The following is a 20,788-nucleotide window of genomic DNA, read 5'->3' as shown; positions in this document are numbered from 1 at the left end:
AATTTGGATGAATAAATTTTATTACCTCTTGTTAACTGCTTTTGTTCTTTTTTTTGGATATGGAATAATTACAAAAAAAAGTAATGATTCAATCAAAAAAGAGAGAAGAGTTCCTTGTCAAGAGAGAACCACAACATTTGAAAAGATTTCAAATAAGAACTTAGCAACTGAGGCTATAAAACTCTTTGAGAGTGGGAACTTTACTATTAAGTCAAGAATTGAGCAATCAATTTATATGCAATCAAAAATTCTTAACTATATAGATAGTAAAAAAGCGGATGAAATTTTGCTTGAGAAGATTAAGCCATACCAAAAAGAGCAAATTTCAAATAATAAGAAACTTCTAATTGACTACTACATTTTAGAAAATGATAAAGAGGACAAAGGGAAAAAAAGCCCAAAAAGTAAAATTTTTGCTGGTTATTTAGTATTTGAATTTATCCTTGATGATAAATTAATTTACAAAATACAAAGTGATTATATGAAAATTGATACTTCAGATATACCTGAACGTATGGCTTGTGTAATCAAATCATTTATAACATTAAAGGAAACAAAATGAAACAAAAAATATTTAAAGAGAAATATCACATATTTGAGATAGAGTTCAACAAAGAGGAGTTGTCTTATTCAAGTGTTGATGAAATAATTGCTGCATTAAAGAAAAAAATTGATGAAAATGAGATTATTGCTTATATCTCAACATTTAATCAATATGAACACACAGTAAGAATAAAAGGCGAGATAAATCCTGCAATAAAAGAGGCAAAAAATATTATCTTCTGTTTTGGTAAAGAGATACCAACTCCTGAGGTTTTAGCTATACGTCCAAGAGCAATTGGAGTTGTTGAACTTGAAAATAGTTTTGTTGTAAACTTCCTTGAAGCACCAAATGAACAAGCAAATATTGCAATGGAAAATATTGTAAAATCACTTAAAAAATAGACTATTTTTAACTTTATAATCAAAATAAAAAAGTTAATATCTTTATATATTTATAAAAAGGTATGCAATGAATAAAATTATAGATTTAAGAAGTGACACGGTAACAAAACCATCTAAAAAAATGAGACAAATTATAAAAGATGCAAAGGTTGGTGATGATGTATATGGTGAAGATCCTAGTGTAATTGAACTTGAAGAAAAAATTGCTTTAATGGCTAAAAAAGAGGCAGCAGTTTTTGTACCAAGTGGAACACAATCTAACCTTTTAGCTCTTTTAAGCCATTGCCAAAGAGGCGATGAATATATTTGTGGACAAGATGCCCATTTGTATAAATATGAAGCTGGTGGAGGAGCTGTTGTAGGTTCAATTCAACCACAGCCAATTGAGTTTGAAAAAGATGCAACATTGGATTTAGAGAAAATAAAAAAGAAGATAAAACCAATTGATAATCACCATGCAAGAACAAAACTTTTATGTTTGGAGAATACTCATAATGGAAAAGTTTTGAGTTTAGAATATATTAAAGAGGCTTCTAAATTTGCAAAAGAGAATAATCTTGCACTTCATTTAGATGGAGCTAGAGTTTTTAATGCAGTTGTTGCTTTAGAGGTAAAACTAGAAGATATAACAAAATATTTTGATTCTGTATCTATTTGTTTATCTAAAGGTCTTGGAGCGCCTATTGGTTCTGTTTTAACTGGTTCAAAAGAGTTTATAAAAGAAGCTAGACATTATAGAAAAATGCTTGGTGGTGGACTTAGACAATCTGGACTTTTAGCTGCAGCTGCAACTTATGCTTTAGACAACCATATTAAAAATTTGAAAAAAGACCATGAATTAGCAAAATATTTAACAAAAAAACTAAAAAAGATAGATAAAATAAAAATCATATCAAATGATACAAATATGCTATTTATTGAGGTTGAAAACTCAAAAGAGTTAGTAGAATATCTAAAAAACAATGGGATTCTAATATCGGGATATGGAGAGTTAAGAATAGTAGTTCATAGGGATATTTCAAAAAAAGATATTAAAAAGGTTATTGAAGTATTTAAAAGTTATTACATTAAGTAATAACTTTTAGTCTTTTTTTATTAGATTATATGTTGGGAATGGGATATTTATATTATTTTGTTTAAAGGCTTCATAAATAGCCAAATTCACCCTATATTGTGTCTCAAAATATGATTTTGTTAAACTCCAATATCTAAGCTCTATATTTATAGAAAAATCACCAAACTCTTTTATTCCTATTTGTGCTTTTAACTCTTTTGAAACTTCATTTTCAAAACTATTTAAAACAGCTCTTATTGCCTCTATTGCTTTTTTAGGATCACACTTATAATCAATTCCAACTACACTCTCCACAACTTTATACTCAAAAGAGTTTACAATCACTTCACCTATTATATGTTTGTTTGGAATTGTAATTATCTCTCCATCTTCAGTTGAAAGAATTGTATTTGCAAGTCTTATCTCTTCAACTACACCACTAATACCTTCAACAGTAATTGTATTTCCAACAATAAAAGGTCTTCCTATAATAATAGACAAACCAGCTCCATAGTTAGACAAAGTTCCTTGTAAAGCCAAACCAGCCCCAAGTGAAGCGGCACCAATACCAGCAATAAAAGGAGTAAGTGTAATACCAATTTTGCCTAAAGCAATAATAGTAATACCAATAATAAGTCCAAATTTAACAATATTTACTACAAACTTTGTCAAAGTAACATCTAACTCATTTTTCTCACACAATTTTCTTACAGCATTTGAGATTTTATTTGCTAAAAACCATCCAATTACAAAAATTATAATTGCACCTATTAATTGAAAACTGTAGTTGACAAAAAACTCTATAATGATGTTATAAAATTTTTGAATGGTTTGTAGCTCTTGTTCCATCTTTTTTTTCCTATAATTTAATCACTTTTGCCCCAAAACCACCTTGGCTTGGATGGGCATCAGAGTAACCTTTGATTCTTGGATGTTTGTCCAAAAACTGTTTAACTGCAAAGGAAAGTTTTCCTGTTCCTATACCATGATATACAAGGACTTCATCAAAACCAGCAATTAAAGCATCTGATAAAAACTTATCAAGATTCTCTATTGCTTCATCTGCTCTTTGTCCATGCAAGTCTAACTGTACATGACCAGTGCTAGGTTTTTGAACTGTAACAGTTGATTTCTTTTTAACTTTTGGTATATTTCCACTAGGTTTTAAATCACTTAATGATACTTGCATCTTCATACCTGCATCATTTTCAATAAAAGCCTTTTTACCTTTTATTGATACAATCTCACCCTTTGAACTTCTATATTTTACTTTATCGCCAACTTTGAAATCTTCAATATCATGCACCTGTTCAGTTTTTATGGCTCTTGCTTTTGCGTGTGCCACATTTAGATGTTGGTGTCCTTCGGCAATTTTTGCTTTAATTGCTTTTTTAGCCTCATCTCTTGCATCTTTATATTCCCTATGAAGTTTTGATTTCTCTTCAAAAATAAACTCATCTAAGTTCTCTTTTTGCTCTTTTAGATTTTTGCTTAATCTCTCAAACTCTTCTATCTCATTTTGAAGTTTTTCTAGTTTTCTTTTATACTCAATCTCTAAAGCACTACTTCTTTCAATTAGTTCATTGAGTTTGTCTTTATCTTCTCCATATACCACTTTTGCTTTTTTAATTACATTATGTGGTATCCCATATCTACTTGCAGTTTCAAAGGCATATGATTTTCCAATTGTACCTTGTAAAAACTCATAGGTTGGTCTTCTATTCTCTTCATCATATAAAGCTGCTATTAACTCAACATTTTCATTTGCTGCCATAAGTGAAGCCAATCTTTTATGGTGTGTTGTTATTATGATTTTTATATCTTTTTGTATTAGCTCTTCAATTATCACTTTAAATAAAGATGCTGCTTCATCTGAGTCTGTTCCTAGTTCAATTTCATCAACTCCAACAATCGCACTTTTTGAAGAGAAGAGTTTTGAAAACTCAACCATTCTTCCTGCAAAAGTAGAGATATCATTTTTTACACTTTGGGGATCGTCTAAAACTGCATTTATCTCTTTGAAACTTCCCACTTGTGTTGAAGCATGGGTTCTATAAGGAAGAAGATATTTTGAAAGTAGCACAGCTGATAAAATAGATTTTAACATCATTGTTTTACCACCTGCATTTACCCCTGTTATCATAACAACAGCTTTTGTAAAATCAATTGTTATAGGTTTAGCTTCATGTAAAGCTGGATGTCTAAAATCAACTAACTTATTTTTCTTATCTTTATTTGGCAGAATAAAGTTCTTATCATCAATTTTAGCAAAGAAAAGTCTTGCTTGATAGTGATCAAACCTGTCAAACTCTTTGTTTATATACTTTAAAAACATCAAGTTTTTTTCAAACAGTGAACTTATATCTCTACATATTTTAAGTAGTATCTCCTCTTGTTTATTTATAAGGTCACTTTGTTTTTGTTTTAAAGCACTTACACTATGTGGTATTACATAAAAAAATCCAGAGTTTGATCTATCTAAAACTGTTGCTTTTAGAACATGGTTAAAACCACCTCTAACTAAAATTGTCTCCTCTTGATTTATATAATGAACTTGTGAATCAACCAAATAAGCTCTAACATTAGATGAATTTATTGTCTTATATAAACTTTGTTTAATCTCTTGTTTATTTCTACTTATTGCTTCACCTATTGCATCATAATCTTCATTTATTCCAGATCTAAGATTTGATTTTTCATCAAAATAGTTGGTTACATTTAGTATATCTGTTGGTATAACAATTTTATCTATCCACTCTTGAAGTTTTCCCTCAAAGTTAAACTTTTTTAAGTAGTTAAAATACTCAACTATTTTTACAAACTCATATATCTCATATATCTTTAATACACCTTGCTTTTGTATATGCAATAGTGCATTATCTAGGTTTGAAAGTTTTGGTGGCTCTTTAATATTAAACTTTGATAGCTCATTGATAAGTCTATAATGAAGGTTTATATCACCTTCTAAAATAATCGATTTCTCTCTGGCTAATAGTTTAGAAAAAGAGTCTATATATTCTGTTAAATCTAATTTTTTAAATATCTCTTGCATTTGGGAATTATAGCTTACAATTAATTAAATCCATTTTCAAAATACCATTTAAACTTTATTTCCAAGCTTTTTGGATAAAATATATCCCTTAAAAAAGAGACTAGGAAAAATTATGTTAGAAAAGAAAGGTTCCATTTTTTCTGTAAGAGAAGATTTAAAAGTTTTTGACTGTACTATTAGAGATGGTGGGTTAGTTAATAACTACCACTTTACAGACGAGTTTGTAAAAGCTCACTATGAGATGTGTGTTGCAGCTGGAATTGATTATATGGAGATTGGTAAAAATGTATCTCCAACTGTAATGAGTGAAGAGGAATACGGTTGTTGGAACTTTTGTAAAGAGAAAGATATTAGAAGAGTTATTGGAGATAATAATACAGCTCTTAAAATAGCAGTTATGGCAGATGTGGGAAGAACTTTAAAAGAGGAGATTCCACCAAAAGATGAGAGTGTTGTTGATATGATTAGAGTTGCAACATATATTCATCAACTACCTGAAGCAATTGACTTAATAGAAGACTTTCATGCAAAAGGTTATGAAACCACTTGTAATATAATGGCAATATCAAAATCGTTTGATGATGAATTAGATGAAGTTTTAGCACAAGTTGGAAAATCATCTGTTGATGTTATTTATATTGCTGATAGTTTTGGATCATTTTATCCTGAACAAATCAATAAACTAACAGGGAAATATCTTGATGTGGCAAAAGTATCAGGAAAACAAGTTGGTATCCATGCTCACAATAACCTACAATTAGCTTATGCAAATACTTTAGAAGCTATGATTTATGGAACAAGCTTTCTTGATGTTACTGTTTCTGGACTTGGAAGAGGTGCTGGAAACTGTCCTATGGAACTTCTAGTTGGATTTTTAAAGAATCCAAAATATAAGTTAACTCCTGTATTAAAATTTATAGAAGAGTTTATTGTTCCACTTGAAAAAGAGCTTGATTGGGGATATTCAGTTCCATATATGATTACAGGAAAACTAAATGAGCACCCAAGACCTGCAATGAAAGCAAGAGATGAAGGTGACACTCAATACGTTAAATTTTATAACAAACTAACAGAAGAGTATAGTTAAGCTATACTCTTTTTTTTAAAAACCTATCAAAAAACTAATTTTAAATTATTAGTTATAAAATTTAAAGAAATATTTATTTTTTAAATGAATCTTTATTCCTAATTCAATATAATTTTAGCCAGCTACTTAATAATGTCTAAGGTTTAGACTTACATGTAAAATTTTCATTTATCTACAAAAAAGATTTTCATGTACCCTCTTGCTACAAATTTAATTCAAAAGGTATTATATTATGAGTGTTCACGAACATAAAAAATTATTAGAAGAGCTTGGTGTTGATGTAGAAAGACATGCAAAAATGATGGAGATGGGATACGAGGGGTATAAAAATCAATTTATGTCTCAAACAAATAGACCAAAAGCAATGGAGTATTTCGACTGGTTTATGAGCGAAGTACAAGGTCAAAGAATTGCAGAAATCAATGAACTAAGAAAAAACAAAAAACCAGCAATTGGTGCATTTTGTATTTTTGTTCCAGAAGAGATAATTGTTGGTGCAGGTGGAGCCTGTTTTGGTCTTTGTGGAGGAAGTCCTGCAACAATTGCGGATGCAGAAACAGAACTACCTAGAAATATCTGTCCGCTAATAAAATCTGCATATGGTTTCAAACTACAAAAAACTTGTGCTTATACCCAATCAGCTGATTTTATTTATGGGGAAACAACCTGTGAAGCAAAAAAGAAAACTTGGGAACTTTTAAATAAACATCACCCTGTAAAAGTTATGAATATTCCACATATGAAAAGGGAAAAAGATTTAAAAATGTGGAAAGAGGAATTGAGTGAATTTAAAGAGCATATGGAAGAGATTACTAAAAAACCACTCACATTTGAAGAGATGAAAAATGGAGTTAAAATAGTAAATGAAAAAAGATTTGCTCTTCAAAGACTTGATAGATTAAGAAGTATGAATGGAAGTGATGTTATTCCTATTAGTGCAAAAGATGCTCTATTTATTACCCAAATATCATTTTTAGATGATCCTATTAGATTTACACAAAAATTAAATGATTTGTGTGATGAACTTGAACAAAGAGTAAAAGAGAACAATAGCGTTTATAAAAAAGAGACTCCAAGACTTATGGTTTTAGGAACTCCCTTTGCTTTACCAAACTGGAAACTACACACAGCAGTTGAGACAAGTGGTGGTGCAATTGTAAATGAAGAATCATGTATTGGACATAGATATTATAAAGATAATGTAGATATAGATGAGATTAAAGATGAAGATTCATTAATGGAAAAACTTCTTCAAAAATATAGCTCTGTAGATTGTGCCTGTTTTACTCCAAATACTCCAAGAATTGATAAAATTCTTCAAATGTATAAAGATAGAAAATTAGATGGAGTTATCTATTATAGTCTCTCATTTTGTCACACTTACAATGTTGAAGCAAAACTTGTAACTGATGCACTTGAAAAAGAAGGAATTCCTGCTCTTGTAATTGAATCAGATTACTCTCCTGAAGATGCTGGACAAATCAAAACAAGAGTTGAAGCCTTTTTAGAGAGCATAAACTTTAAAAAAATGAAAAAAAACTAAAGGATATTATCTAGATGTATTGGGGAATTGATATAGGCTCAACATATACAAAAATCTGTGGAATTGATAAAAACCTCAATATTATTGATAAAGAGGTAATTCCTACAATAATAGACCAAGATGAGATAGTAAAAAAATATCTAAGTAATAAAGAGGTTAAAATGCTTATCTCAACAGGTTATGGTAGAGATATGATAAAAGATGCCCTTGATTTTCCTACAATTAGCGAGATTAAAGCTCACTCAAGAGCTGCTTATCATTTTCAAAATAGTGCAGATATGGTAATAGACTTGGGTGGGCAAGATTGCAAAGTTATAAAACTTGATTCAAATGGTGGATTTATTGATTTTAAGATGAATGACAAATGTGCAGCAGGAACTGGGAAGTTTTTGGAAATTACTGCAAATAGAATTGGTCTTAATTATGAAGAGTTTTCAACAATCGGTTTTAAAGCAGATAAAGAGCTAAGTATCTCAAGTATGTGTGCAGTCTTTGCCGAATCTGAAGTAGTCTCATTAATTTCAAAAAAAGAGAGTGCAGCAAATATTTGTTATGCTGTACATGATGCAATTGCATCTAGAATTGCCTCTATGGCAAATAAGTTTGCAACTACAAGTGAAAATATTATTTTTACAGGTGGAGGAGCTTTAAATCCATTTTTAATACACTTAGTATCAAAAAAACTTAATAAAAAAGTTACAGCTTCAACTCAACCTCAAATAAGTGGAGCACTTGGAGCTGCACTTATTGCCTGTGAAATAGATTAAATAAGTAAAGAGAATTTCTTTACTTATTTAAAGACTTACAACATCTTCATTAAGAAGCATTGCTATAGTCTCTATAGCATTTCCTGGTTTTCCAACTTTTAAATCTTCTCTTTTATCATAATAATCTAAACAAGTTCCACAAGATAAAATTGTAATACCTCTTTGTTCTAACTCTTTTAGTATTGGTAAAACAGGGTTATTTTCTTCTACTGTTGTAAGAAGAACTGCACTATTTACACATACAATTTTTGTAGGTAGAGTCTCTTGCTCTAGCATTGCACCTAAAAAACCTTTTATTAGAATTGAACCAAGTTCACCTTCACCAATTTTATCTGACTTAATAAAAACTGACTTGCCTTTTGTATCTTTTTGCATAAATTACCTTTCTTATAATAAAGATAAAAAGAGGAAAAGCTCTTTTTATCTTTTAAAATATAATATTTATATCTAAAAAAAGGGGGAAGAAGTTTTCACTTCTTTTAGGTTTACTCATCCTTTTTCCCCTCTTCTCTCTATATCTTCTAATACATCCGGTGCTAGTTGTTCCAAATGCTCTTTTGGATATCTTCCTGTTATCAACCCTTTTAAGTTACCTTTTACTGCAACTAAAGTTGAATATACAAAGTCCATTATAAAAAACATTATCAATACACTTGATCCGAAATGTACATATAACATCAATCTTTTAAATTGTATAAAATGTGCATTTGTAAGCGAACTTGGGTGCAAATACCATATTACAAATCCACTTATTAACAATCCTGCTCCCATAATTACAAAGAAGTAGTATATTATCCTCTTCATTGGCTTATATTTCCCTGGTAAAAGCACTTTTTTTGTCAAGCTATTATTAAAAATGATTTTTGAGTCTTTAAATGCTATTATACTCATTATCATCCACACAGGAAACCACAGCAATCCTGTTATCTCATGGGTACCTCTTAATAAAAACGGTATCAATCCACCTTCACTTCTCAATCCCCATGTGATATTAAACCCTGTTATTATTAGAGTTATCATGATTACTACATTCAGCCATATTATTACTCTATGGAAAAAGCCAAACACTTTTACTGTATCTTCTGGTCTTGTTATTACTGCTTCTTTTCTTCCTTGAAACAGGTACATCATACAGAATATAAACATCTCTGCCACGAACACCCACCAGATATAGAGTTGTCTCTCATTACTTGCTCTTATTATCTCTGGGGCAAAGGCTTCATATGCTGGTCCAAAGGCTTTATTTACCATCGCTTCATAGGTTGAAGTTGGTGGAGTTAACACTCCATCCAAATTCCCTGTAAACAGTATATGAAGTTTATATTTTATAAAGTATTCCCAATCTACTATCATTAAGAACTTCAAAAACACAAATCCTACTATTGACAGTCCTAATGCCGTTAGTATATATGCTTTATTTCTTTGATAAAATGAGCTATTTTTCATCTCTTTTACCATCCATACGATTCTGTTGCAATACCTATACCTTTATGTGTCGCTCTATATGTTTTTATCAAGGCTACTTCATCAGCATCACCTACTAATAAAGCTTTTGTTGAACACATTGATGCGCACATTGGAACTTTCCCTTCTGATATTCTATTTTGTCCATATTTCTCAAACTCTTCATGTGAGTTCGTCTCTTCTGGTCCACCTGCACACATTGTACATTTATCCATTTTCCCTTTTGTTCCAAATGCTCCATCTTTTGGAAATTGTGGTGCTCCAAATGGGCAGGCAAACAGACAATATCCACATCCTATACATTTATCTTTATCATGCAGTACTATCCCATCTGTTCTTATATAGAAGCAATCTACTGGGCACACTTGTTGGCATGGTGCATCTGCGCAATGCATACATGCCATTGATATTGATATCTCTTTACCTACTATCCCTTCATTTATTGCTACTACTTTTCTTCTATTTACTCCAACTGGCACTTCATGTGCTTCTTTACATGCTACTACACATCCGTTACAGTCGATACACAGGTTCTCATCGCAATAAAACTTCATTCTTGCAAATTGTGGCTCTTTACTCATCTTTTACCCCTTCCCCTATGCTTTCTCTATTCGCACTAACGAACATTTTGTTTTTACAGTTAAATTGTTAATATATATTTTCTTCATTATCACAACCTTATGCTTTTTCAATTCTAACAAGTGAACATTTTGTCTCAGGGCAAGCAGTCTCTTGATCAAAACCATAACTTGTAATTTGGTTTGAAGATTCACCGTAAGCATAAGGAGCTGTTTTTTCTGGATATCTATAATCTAACTTTTCACCACTCCATATTCCAGAGAAGTTTTGAGGTAAAAATACAGAATTTTCAGCAACTCTATGACTATATTTACATCTAACTTTTATTTTACCTTCTGCTGTTCCATAAACCCACATCATGTCACCATCATTTAATCCAAGTTTACCTGCAAAGTTTGGATGTAACTCACCATACATTTCAGGGCTTAACTCAGCTAAATATTTTGATGCTCTTGTCTCTGTACCAGAACCAAAGTGCATTACAATTCTCCCTGATACAATACTTGTTGGATAATTTTTTACCCACTCTTGTATATTTTGTTCGCTCTCATATCTAACTTCTGTTCTAAAGAAATTCTTTTTATCTTTAACCGCTGGATACTTTTTAACTAAATCTGGTCTTGGAGAGTGTAAAGGCTCTCTATGTTTAGGGATTTGGTCTGTAAAGTTCCAAACAATAGTTCTAGCTCTTGCATTTCCATAAGGAGCAAGTCCAGCTTTTAGTGCATATTTAACTAATATTCCACTATCATCTGTTTTCCAGTTTTTACTCTCTACTGCTTTTTTCTCTTCTTCTGTTAATTTAATTCCTGCAAGCTCTTCTATATTTTTAGAAGTTATCTCTGCATATCCACCTTTTATTCTACTTCCAACTGGTGCTGATCCTGCTGCTGATAATAAAGATACTCCATCTCTTTCAGTTCCAAATCTATTTCTAAATCCCATACCACCTTGTGCTACTGGCAGATTTATATTATATAAAACTGGACTTCCTGGGTGTGTCTCTGTCCAACAAGGCCATGGTAATCCATAATACTCATGTTCTGTTACACCTTTACCTTTTAAAGATACAGAATCAAATAGGTGCCAATTTGTTGTATGCTTTTTAATTCTCTCAGCAGTTCTTCCTTGCATACCAATAGTTTTTAAACTTCTTGCTATCTCATTTGTTGCATCATCTGGCCAAATAAATTTATCACCTTTACCCATTCCTGCAATATACTCATTATAAAATCCCATTCTCTTTGCAAAATCAAATAAAATCTCATGGTCAGGTTTTGCTTCATATAATGGATCTACAACCTGATATCTCCATTGAATTGTTCTTGAGGTATTTACAATACTTCCACTTGTCTCCATTTGAGTTGCAACAGGAAGTAAAAATAGATTATCTTTTCTTGTAGTAATAACCGCTGCATCATTAACATATGGGTCTATAAATACAACCATATCTAGCTTATCCAATGCCTCTTTTACTTTATGTGTTTGGGTAATTGTTGAGATACCATTACCAATTACAACAAGTGCTTTAAGTTTTGTTCCTGCATTGTTTGCTATATTCTCTTCATCTAAAACACCATGTAACCAAAGACTTAAACTAAACCCTTTTGATTCCATCATCTCTTTAGATTTGAATCTACCTTTTAACCACTCATAATCAACATTCCACTGCTTTGCAAAATATTTCCATGAACCCTCTGCTAATCCATAATATCCTGGAAGAGTATCTGCAAGACATCCTAAGTCAGTTGCCCCTTGAACATTATCATGTCCCCTTAAAATATTACATCCACCACCTGGTTTACCCATATTTCCTAATACAAGTTGAACAATTGAAGCTAATCTTGTATTTGATGAACCTATTGTGTGCTGAGTTAATCCTTGATTCCAAATTAATGAACCTGGATCAGAGTTTGCAAATAGAGTTGTTGCTTGAATAAAGGTATCTTTTGGACACCCTGTAATATCCTCAACTACTTCTGGTGTATACTCTTCACACTCTTTAAAAATCTCATCCATCCCATATACTCTATCATTTATAAATGATTTATCAAACCAATTATTCTCTTTAATTAGTCTTATCATCCCATACATAAATGCTATATCAGTACCTGGTCTGATTCTACAATAGATATCTGACTTCGCTGCTGTTTTTGTATATCTTGGATCTACTACAATTATTTTCGCACCATTTTGTTCTTTTGCTTTTAATATATGTTGCATTGAAACTGGGTGGTTAGAAGCTGGGTTCGCTCCGAAAATGATGATTGCCTTTGAATTTTGCATATCACCTATATGGTTTGTCATAGCACCATATCCCCATGTATTTGCTACACCGGCAACAGTTGGGCTATGACAAATTCTTGCTTGTTGATCTATATTATTAGTTCCAAACATTGCTGCAAATTTTCTAATATAGAAAGCTTGCTCATTACTTACTTTAGAAGATCCAATAAATTGAACTGAATCTGGACCAAACTTTTCTCTTAATTCAACAAGTTTTGCTGTTACTTTAGTCATTGCATCATCCCAAGTAACTCTATTCCATTTTCCGTCAACTTTCTCTATTGGATACTGTAATCTATTTGCAGATCTAACTTTATCAATCATATCTGCACCTTTACAGCAGTGTCCACCATGACTTATTGGATGGTCTTGTGCCACCTCTTGTCTTACCCATACACCATTTTGCACTTCTGCTACTATTCCGCAGCCTACAGAACAGTAAGAACATACAGTTTTAACAAGTTTCGACCCTGGAAAAGGATTTTTAACTTCCTCTTCTGTCGCATCCCGTAAAACATTGTTGCTAGCAAAGGCAGATGTAGCTGTTACAGCTGTTGCAAGTGAAGCCATCTTAAGAAAATTTCTTCTTCCAAAGCTTTTTAACATATTCATTTAAAACTTCTCCTTCCTCTATATAAACTATTTAGCAGCTTTATAAAAGGTATCCCAATGGGCACTTTTTTTATAAAGTATCTCTTTTTTTGTTGAAGTTCCTGTTACAACACCATTCCCTACGTTGCTTCCAGTACCTCTCTCTTTCTTCTCAGAAGTCGCTGCAGTCGCCACTACTGACCCAGCTAACACTGTAGCTGCTATCCCTGCTCTTTTAATAAAGGCTCTTCTTTGAGTTAACTCATTAGCCATATTAAACTCCTTTTCTTATTGTGGGCAAAATAACCCTTTAAAAGTTCCTTTAAACTCTTAAAGGGTTTTTCATAGATAACTTTTATTTACCAAAAAAATTAATGTGTAAAATGATTTTAATATAGATATTTGTGAGATAAAGCCAATTTTTCCACTTATACACCCGGTATACTAATTATATTGCGCTCATTTAAGTAAAATATTTTTTACCTATTTTATAGATGGAAAGGTTAATTTAAACTTAATTATTATAATTTATTTTTGGCTTAAAGATTTTTATGTTACAAAACTACACTTTAAATTGTAGTTTTGTAAATAATATTTGATTTGATTTTTAAAAAAATATGAGAAGTGTTTTTCTAAGATAGCATTCTTATTTGTTTATATTTAAGATACATAAGATTTACTAACTTGTCTATTTCTGATAACTCTATTTCCTCTGTAAAAGAGAGATTTATGGCATTTCTACTTGTAGTCTCATCATAGCCCATTGCTTGTATAATTCTTGAAGGTTTTGAAAGCCCTAAAGAACAACCTTCACCATTTGTAAGAAAGATTTTATTTAGAGCTAAAGTTCTTATAAACTCTCGTGCTTTTATACCTTTTAAAGCAAAATGAAGAGAGAAATCAAAAGTATCTTCTGGTTTAACAAAAAAGTAAATATCTTCTTTAAAAACCTCTTTTAATTTTTCAAGGAAAATCCCTTTCATTTGGTGGTTAAACTCTTGACTTTTTAAAGAATCTATACATAATTTAACTGCAATAGTATCTAAAGAGCCTAAGGGTAATAATTCAAACTCTTCATTATTGAAAAGCAATACTGATGAGAGAGAAAAACCTGCAAGTTTATAAAGGTCAAAATAGATTATGTCACTTTTACTATCAAAGTTTGCACTTGCATTTGAGATAATTTTTGCACTTGTTATACCTTTTGCTTCTTCTAAATCAGTTTTTACAAAAGTATCCATAACATAAGAAGATAAAAAAAGAAAATCTATATTATTCTTCTCTAATGTAGATAAATTTACTTTTCCATCTTTTTTTAAATCAAGCCATAAAACTTCAAAACCTAAACTCTCATAGAGTTTACCCGCTTCAATCAAAGCTAAACTCTCTCCTAAACTAATTGCAATTTTTCCTTTTAGTTCAAGAAATAATCCTAAAAAGCCCTCTTTTGAAAAAGCAAAAGTTTTTAACTTTTTAAAGCCAAACATTTTTTTATACTCTGTATAAAGAGCATCAACATTATCATTACCAACTAAAGCATCTAAAGAAAAATCATTCAATTTAAAACTATCTTCTAATACTTGATATTGTAAACTATTCAATTTTATCAAAACTTATCCTCTTCTTTTATCTTAACAAACTCGTCCCAAAGGAGTGCACAATCACTACTTAAATGTTCTTCCTTGTAGTTTGGTTTTAATCTGTTATTATGTCTATTATTAAAATCTATATTTTTAAAAACTATATCTTGACAATTAATAACTTCAATCTCCATGTGGTTTATAACCTGTACTATTTCACTAAAACTTTTATTGATCTTCTTTGCAATTATGGCTAATCTATAACAGGATATTCTTTTCTCTTCTTCTAAGTTGGTTAAAATATACTCTTTTTGAATATTATCTAGAGTTAAATTCCGCCTGGCACTCTCTGAGGTTTTAGACATAAACCCTACCAGAATGTGTATAAACATTCATTTTACTATTTCTAGCAAAACCTATTATTGTTATACCATGCTCATTTGCTGATTTTATTCCTTGAAAGGTTACTGCCGCTTTTGATACTACTATTGGTATTTTATGCATTACACATTTAACTACCATCTCTTGTGATAATCTACCACTTGAATATAATACAGATCTTTTAATATCTTTTTTATCCATAGCAGCTTGACCTACTACTTTATCAATTGCATTATGTCTTCCAATATCTTCACTCTTATAGATACTTCCATCTTCTAAAACTAACTCTGCTGTGTGAACACACCCAGTTTTATAAAAAAGTTCTGTAGGAGTATTAAACTCAACCATATAGTTTAATATTTTTTTTGCCTCAACTTTATAATCAGTACTTACAAAAGCACATTCAAATGCTTTGTCTGCATTTCCTGTTACACCAACGCAACATCCAGAAGTCAAGGTTTTTTCTTTAAAAAGATTTTCATATCCTTCTTGACTCACTTCTGCAATTACTTCTACTTTTAAACCATCTTCACTTAAATTTATCTCTTCTACATCGTCAACACTTTTTATCACTGCTTCACTTAACAAAAATCCAATTATATGTGCTTTTTGATGTTTAGCTATTGACATAACCGAAAGAAATTTATCTTTATTTAAATAGAATTCAATCTTCTCTTCTTTAATTACATAATCTTCTAGTGTTTCCATCCTCTCTTCAGATACTTTTTCCATAATCACCTCTTTATAGTGACCACTAATATCTTCCAAAAGGGGGAAGAAGTTTTCACTTCTTTTAGGTTTACTCATCCTTTTTCCCCTCTTCTCTCTATATCTTCTAATACATCCGGTGCTAGTTGTTCCAAATGCTCTTTTGGATATCTTCCTGTTATCAACCCTTTTAAGTTACCTTTTACTGCAACTAATGTTGAATATACAAAGTCCATTATAAAAAACATTATCAATACACTTGATCCGAAATGTACATATAACATCAATCTTTTAAATTGTATAAAATGTGCATTTGTAAGCGAACTTGGGTGCAAATACCATATTACAAATCCACTTATTAACAATCCTGCTCCCATAATTACAAAGAAGTAGTATATTATCCTCTTCATTGGCTTATATTTCCCTGGTAAAAGCACTTTTTTTGTCAAGCTATTATTAAAAATGATTTTTGAGTCTTTAAATGCTATTATACTCATTATCATCCACACAGGAAACCACAGCAATCCTGTTATCTCATGGGTACCTCTTAATAAAAACGGTATCAATCCACCTTCACTTCTCAATCCCCATGTGATATTAAACCCTGTTATTATTAGAGTTATCATGATTACTACATTCAGCCATATTATTACTCTATGGAAAAAGCCAAACACTTTTACTGTATCTTCTGGTCTTGTTATTACTGCTTCTTTTCTTCCTTGAAACAGGTACATCATACAGAATATAAACATCTCTGCCACGAACACCCACCAGATATAGAGTTGTCTCTCATTACTTGCTCTTATTATCTCTGGGGCAAAGGCTTCATATGCTGGTCCAAAGGCTTTATTTACCATCGCTTCATAGGTTGAAGTTGGTGGAGTTAACACTCCATCCAAATTCCCTGTAAACAGTATATGAAGTTTATATTTTATAAAGTATTCCCAATCTACTATCATTAAGAACTTCAAAAACACAAATCCTACTATTGACAGTCCTAATGCCGTTAGTATATATGCTTTATTTCTTTGATAAAATGAGCTATTTTTCATCTCTTTTACCATCCATACGATTCTGTTGCAATACCTATACCTTTATGTGTCGCTCTATATGTTTTTATCAAGGCTACTTCATCAGCATCACCTACTAATAAAGCTTTTGTTGAACACATTGATGCGCACATTGGAACTTTCCCTTCTGATATTCTATTTTGTCCATATTTCTCAAACTCTTCATGTGAGTTCGTCTCTTCTGGTCCACCTGCACACATTGTACATTTATCCATTTTCCCTTTTGTTCCAAATGCTCCATCTTTTGGAAATTGTGGTGCTCCAAATGGGCAGGCAAACAGACAATATCCACATCCTATACATTTATCTTTATCATGCAGTACTATCCCATCTGTTCTTATATAGAAGCAATCTACTGGGCACACTTGTTGGCATGGTGCATCTGCGCAATGCATACATGCCATTGATATTGATATCTCTTTACCTACTATCCCTTCATTTATTGCTACTACTTTTCTTCTATTTACTCCAACTGGCACTTCATGTGCTTCTTTACACGCTACTACACATCCGTTACAGTCGATACACAGGTTCTCATCGCAATAAAACTTCATTCTTGCAAATTGTGGCTCTTTACTCATCTTTTACCCCTTCCCCTATGCTTTCTCTATTCGCACTAACGAACATTTTGTCTCAGGACAAGATGTTTGTTGGTCGAAACCGTAACTTGTAACTTGGTTAGAACTCTCACCAAATGCATAAGGTGCAGTTGAACTTGGATATCTTTTACCTAAATGTTCACCACTCCATATTCCAGAGAAGTTTTGAGGTAAAAATACATAATCTTCTGCAACTCTAAAACTGAATTTACATTTAATTTTAATTTTTCCACCACCAGTTCCATAAACCCACATCATATCACCATCATTTAATCCAAGTTTACCTGCAAAATTTGGATGTAATTCACCATACATTTCAGGGCTTAACTCAGCTAAATATTTTGATGCTCTTGTCTCTGTACCTGTTCCCATATGGTAAACAACTCTTCCAGAAACAATATTTACAGGATAATCTTTTGTCCACTCTTGTGCATTTTGCTCACTCTCATATCTAACATGAGTTCTAAAGTGTTTAGGATTATCTTTAACCGCTGGATACTTTTTAACTAAATCTGGTCTAAATGAGTGTAAAGGCTCTCTATGTTTTGGAATATTATCAATGAAATCCCAAACAATAGTTCTAGCTCTTGCATTTCCATAAGGAGCAAGTCCAGCTTTTAGTGCATATTTAACTAATATTCCACTATCATCTGTTTTCCAGTTTTTACTCTCTACTGCTTTTTTCTCTTCTTCTGTTAATTTAATTCCTGCAAGCTCTTCTATATTTTTAGAAGTTATCTCTGCATATCCACCTTTTATTCTACTTCCAACTGGTGCTGATCCTGCTGCTGATAATAAAGATACTCCATCTCTTTCAGTTCCAAATCTATTTCTAAATCCCATACCACCTTGTGCTACTGGCAGATTTATATTATATAAAACTGGACTTCCTGGGTGTGTTTCTGTCCAACAAGGCCATGGTAATCCATAATACTCATGTTCTGTTACACCTCTTCCTTTTAGTGAAGTTGATTCAAAAAGGTGCCAATTTGTTGTATGCTTTTTAATTCTTTCAGCAGTTCTTCCTTGCATACCAATAGTTTTTAAACTTCTTGCTATCTCATTTGTTGCATCATCTGGCCAAATAAATTTATCACCTTTACCCATTCCTGCAATATACTCATTATAAAATCCCATTCTCTTTGCAAAATCAAATAAAATCTCATGGTCAGTTCTTGCTTCATATAAAGGATCAACTACTTTAAATCTCCATTGTGCACTTCTTGCAGTATTTACAACTGTACCTTCAGTTTCAACTTGTGAAGCTGCTGGCAATAGGAATAAGTTGTTATCCCTTGTAGTAATAACCGCTGCATCATTAACATATGGGTCTATAAATACAACCATATCTAGCTTATCCAATGCCTCTTTTACTTTATGTGTTTGGGTAATTGTTGAGATACCATTACCTATACAAACTAAAGCTTTAAGTTTTGTTCCTGCATTGTTTGCTATATTCTCTTCATCTAAAACACCATGTAACCAAAGACCTAAACTAAACCCTTTTGATTCCATCATCTCTTTAGATTTGAATCTACCTTTTAACCACTCATAATCAACATTCCACTGCTTTGCAAAATATTTCCATGAACCCTCTGCTAATCCATAATATCCTGGAAGGGTATCTGCAAGACATCCTAAGTCAGTAGAACCTTGAACATTATCATGTCCCCTTAAAATATTACATCCACCACCTGGTTTACCTAAGTTACCAAGAGAGAGTTGTAAAATTGAACCTAATCTTGTATTTGATGAACCTATTGTATGTTGTGTCCAACCTTGATTCCAAATTAATGAACCTGGATCAGAGTTTGCAAATAGAGTTGTTGCTTGAATAAAGGTATCTTTTGGACACCCTGTAATATCCTCAACTACTTCTGGTGTATACTCTTCACACTCTTTAAAGATTTCATCCATTCCATATACTCTATCATTTATAAATGATTTATCAAACCAATTATTCTCTTTAATTAATCTTATCATTCCATACATAAATGCTATATCAGTACCTGGTCTGATTCTACAATAGATATCTGACTTCGCTGCTGTTTTTGTATATCTTGGATCTACTACAATTATTTTCGCACCATTTTGTTCTTTTGCTTTTAATATATGTTGCATTGAAACTGGGTGGTTAGAAGCTGGGTTCGCTCCGAAAATGATGATTGCCTTTGAATTTTGCATATCACCTATATGGTTTGTCATAGCACCATATCCCCATGTATTTGCCACACCGGCAACTGTTGGGCTATGTCAGATTCTTGCTTGGTGATCTATATTATTAGTTCCAAACATTGCTGCAAATTTTCTAATATAGAAAGCTTGCTCATTACTTACTTTTGCTGAACCTAAAAATTGAACTGAATCTGGACCAAACTTTTCTCTTAATTCAACAAGTTTTGCTGTTACTTTAGTCATTGCATCATCCCAAGTAACTCTATTCCATTTTCCGTCAACTTTCTCTATTGGATACTGTAATCTATTTGCAGATCTAACTTTATCAATCATATCTGCACCTTTACAGCAGTGTCCACCATGACTTATTGGATGGTCTTGTGCCACCTCTTGTCTTACCCATACACCATTTTGCACTTCAGCAATAACTCCACATCCAACTGAACAATGCGAACAAATTGTTTTAATAAGTTTTGACCCTGGAAAAGGATTTTTAACTTCCTCTTCTGTCGCATCCCGTAAAACATTGTTGCTAGCAAAGGCAGATGTAGCTGTTACAGCTGTTGCAAGTGAAGCCATCTTAAGAAAACTTCTTCTTCCAAAGCTTTTTAACATATTCATCTAATTACTTCCCTTCAAACTATTTAGCAGCTTTATAAAAGGTATCCCAATGGGCACTTTTTTTATAAAGTATCTCTTTTTTTGTTGAAGTTCCTGTTACAACACCATTCCCTACGTTGCTTCCAGTACCTCTCTCCTTCTTCTCAGAAGTCGCTGCAGTCGCCACAACTGACCCAGCTAACACTGTAGCTGCTATCCCTGCTCTTTTAATAAAGGCTCTTCTTTGAGTTAACTCATTAGCCATATTAAACTCCTTTTCTTATTGTGGGCAAAATAACCCTTTAAA

At 31.9% G+C, this 20,788-nt stretch carries 20 protein-coding genes; 6 read left to right on the top strand and 14 right to left on the bottom strand.

Going from position 1 to position 20,788, the window contains the following annotated elements; genetic code table 11:
* Positions 1-7 precede the first annotated feature (7 nt).
* From AEBR_RS06675 to ltaE, 3 genes are all read left to right on the top strand, one after another.
* On the top strand, positions 8-562 hold the full coding sequence (locus AEBR_RS06675; protein ID WP_129088403.1) for a hypothetical protein: 555 nt from the start codon (positions 8-10) through the stop codon (positions 560-562).
* Positions 559-945: a DUF6858 family protein gene (locus AEBR_RS06670; RefSeq protein WP_129088404.1), complete on the top strand. Its 387-nt coding sequence runs from the start codon at positions 559-561 to the stop codon at positions 943-945. Before AEBR_RS06675 ends, AEBR_RS06670 begins: the two co-directional genes overlap by 4 nt.
* A gap of 67 nt (positions 946-1,012) precedes the next feature.
* Complete coding sequence (gene ltaE / locus AEBR_RS06665; protein WP_164969534.1) at positions 1,013-2,020, top strand: low-specificity L-threonine aldolase; 1,008 nt, start codon at positions 1,013-1,015, stop codon at positions 2,018-2,020.
* Between the two features lie 6 nt (positions 2,021-2,026).
* Here the strand turns inward: ltaE and AEBR_RS06660 are convergent, their stop codons facing one another.
* Both AEBR_RS06660 and AEBR_RS06655 read right to left on the bottom strand, forming a co-directional pair.
* Positions 2,027-2,848, bottom strand: a complete 822-nt coding sequence (locus tag AEBR_RS06660) for a mechanosensitive ion channel family protein (protein WP_129088405.1) — start codon at positions 2,846-2,848, stop codon at positions 2,027-2,029.
* Between the two features lie 10 nt (positions 2,849-2,858).
* The gene (locus AEBR_RS06655; RefSeq protein WP_129088406.1) at positions 2,859-5,051 is read right to left on the bottom strand and encodes an endonuclease MutS2; all 2,193 of its coding nucleotides are present in this window, start codon (positions 5,049-5,051) and stop codon (positions 2,859-2,861) included.
* A gap of 112 nt (positions 5,052-5,163) precedes the next feature.
* On the opposite strand from AEBR_RS06655, the gene AEBR_RS06650 reads away from it, so the two are divergent.
* The 3 genes from AEBR_RS06650 (at position 5,164) to AEBR_RS06640 (ending at position 8,448) form a co-directional block, all read left to right on the top strand.
* On the top strand, positions 5,164-6,138 hold the full coding sequence (locus AEBR_RS06650; RefSeq protein WP_129088407.1) for an aldolase catalytic domain-containing protein: 975 nt from the start codon (positions 5,164-5,166) through the stop codon (positions 6,136-6,138).
* Between the two features lie 232 nt (positions 6,139-6,370).
* Entirely contained in the window at positions 6,371-7,681 is a 1,311-nt protein-coding gene (locus AEBR_RS06645; RefSeq protein WP_129088408.1) for a double-cubane-cluster-containing anaerobic reductase, read from the top strand.
* A gap of 14 nt (positions 7,682-7,695) precedes the next feature.
* Positions 7,696-8,448, top strand: a complete 753-nt coding sequence (locus AEBR_RS06640; protein WP_129088409.1) for an acyl-CoA dehydratase activase — start codon at positions 7,696-7,698, stop codon at positions 8,446-8,448.
* 27 nt (positions 8,449-8,475) lie between these two features.
* Here AEBR_RS06640 and yedF read toward each other — a convergent pair whose 3' ends face one another.
* The 12 genes from yedF to AEBR_RS06575 form a co-directional block, all read right to left on the bottom strand.
* Entirely contained in the window at positions 8,476-8,823 is a 348-nt protein-coding gene (gene yedF / locus AEBR_RS06635) for a sulfurtransferase-like selenium metabolism protein YedF (RefSeq protein WP_129088410.1), read from the bottom strand.
* A 114-nt stretch (positions 8,824-8,937) separates the two neighbouring features.
* Positions 8,938-9,906, bottom strand: a complete 969-nt coding sequence (locus AEBR_RS06630; protein WP_228720441.1) for a cytochrome b/b6 domain-containing protein — start codon at positions 9,904-9,906, stop codon at positions 8,938-8,940.
* Positions 9,900-10,493 carry a formate dehydrogenase FDH3 subunit beta gene (gene fdh3B, locus AEBR_RS06625; RefSeq protein ID WP_128982983.1) on the bottom strand — a complete coding sequence of 198 codons (594 nt, stop codon included), beginning with the start codon at positions 10,491-10,493 and terminating at the stop codon, positions 9,900-9,902. Before fdh3B (AEBR_RS06625) ends, AEBR_RS06630 begins: the two co-directional genes overlap by 7 nt.
* A 97-nt stretch (positions 10,494-10,590) precedes the next feature.
* Positions 10,591-13,389, bottom strand: coding sequence for a molybdopterin-dependent oxidoreductase (locus AEBR_RS06620; protein ID WP_172658866.1), 2,799 nt, complete (start codon positions 13,387-13,389; stop codon positions 10,591-10,593).
* A 27-nt stretch (positions 13,390-13,416) separates the two neighbouring features.
* Entirely contained in the window at positions 13,417-13,641 is a 225-nt protein-coding gene (locus tag AEBR_RS06615) for a formate dehydrogenase (protein WP_128982979.1), read from the bottom strand.
* Between the two features lie 359 nt (positions 13,642-14,000).
* On the bottom strand, positions 14,001-14,978 hold the full coding sequence (locus tag AEBR_RS06610) for a cysteine desulfurase (protein WP_129088453.1): 978 nt from the start codon (positions 14,976-14,978) through the stop codon (positions 14,001-14,003).
* Positions 14,975-15,313: a hypothetical protein gene (locus AEBR_RS06605; RefSeq protein ID WP_129088452.1), complete on the bottom strand. Its 339-nt coding sequence runs from the start codon at positions 15,311-15,313 to the stop codon at positions 14,975-14,977. Before AEBR_RS06605 ends, AEBR_RS06610 begins: the two co-directional genes overlap by 4 nt.
* A complete protein-coding gene (gene fdhD, locus AEBR_RS06600; protein WP_129088451.1) occupies positions 15,306-16,136 on the bottom strand; it encodes a formate dehydrogenase accessory sulfurtransferase FdhD in 831 nt (276 codons plus the stop codon). Before fdhD ends, AEBR_RS06605 begins: the two co-directional genes overlap by 8 nt.
* Positions 16,133-17,101 (bottom strand): cytochrome b/b6 domain-containing protein, encoded by a 969-nt coding sequence (locus tag AEBR_RS06595; protein ID WP_228720441.1) that lies wholly within the window; start codon positions 17,099-17,101, stop codon positions 16,133-16,135. Before AEBR_RS06595 ends, fdhD begins: the two co-directional genes overlap by 4 nt.
* Entirely contained in the window at positions 17,095-17,688 is a 594-nt protein-coding gene (fdh3B, locus tag AEBR_RS06590; protein ID WP_128982983.1) for a formate dehydrogenase FDH3 subunit beta, read from the bottom strand. The genes AEBR_RS06595 and fdh3B (AEBR_RS06590) overlap by 7 nt, the downstream gene beginning before the upstream one ends.
* 15 nt (positions 17,689-17,703) lie before the next feature.
* Positions 17,704-20,502 (bottom strand): molybdopterin-dependent oxidoreductase, encoded by a 2,799-nt coding sequence (locus tag AEBR_RS06585; RefSeq protein WP_228720440.1) that lies wholly within the window; start codon positions 20,500-20,502, stop codon positions 17,704-17,706.
* Between the two features lie 19 nt (positions 20,503-20,521).
* On the bottom strand, positions 20,522-20,746 hold the full coding sequence (locus tag AEBR_RS06575; RefSeq protein ID WP_128982979.1) for a formate dehydrogenase: 225 nt from the start codon (positions 20,744-20,746) through the stop codon (positions 20,522-20,524).
* Between the last annotated feature and the right edge of the window lie 42 nt (positions 20,747-20,788).

Source organism: Halarcobacter ebronensis, assembly GCF_013201825.1.
GTDB classification, from domain to species: Bacteria; Campylobacterota; Campylobacteria; order Campylobacterales; family Arcobacteraceae; genus Halarcobacter; species Halarcobacter ebronensis.
This window is presented reverse-complemented; position numbering and strand designations above follow the sequence as displayed.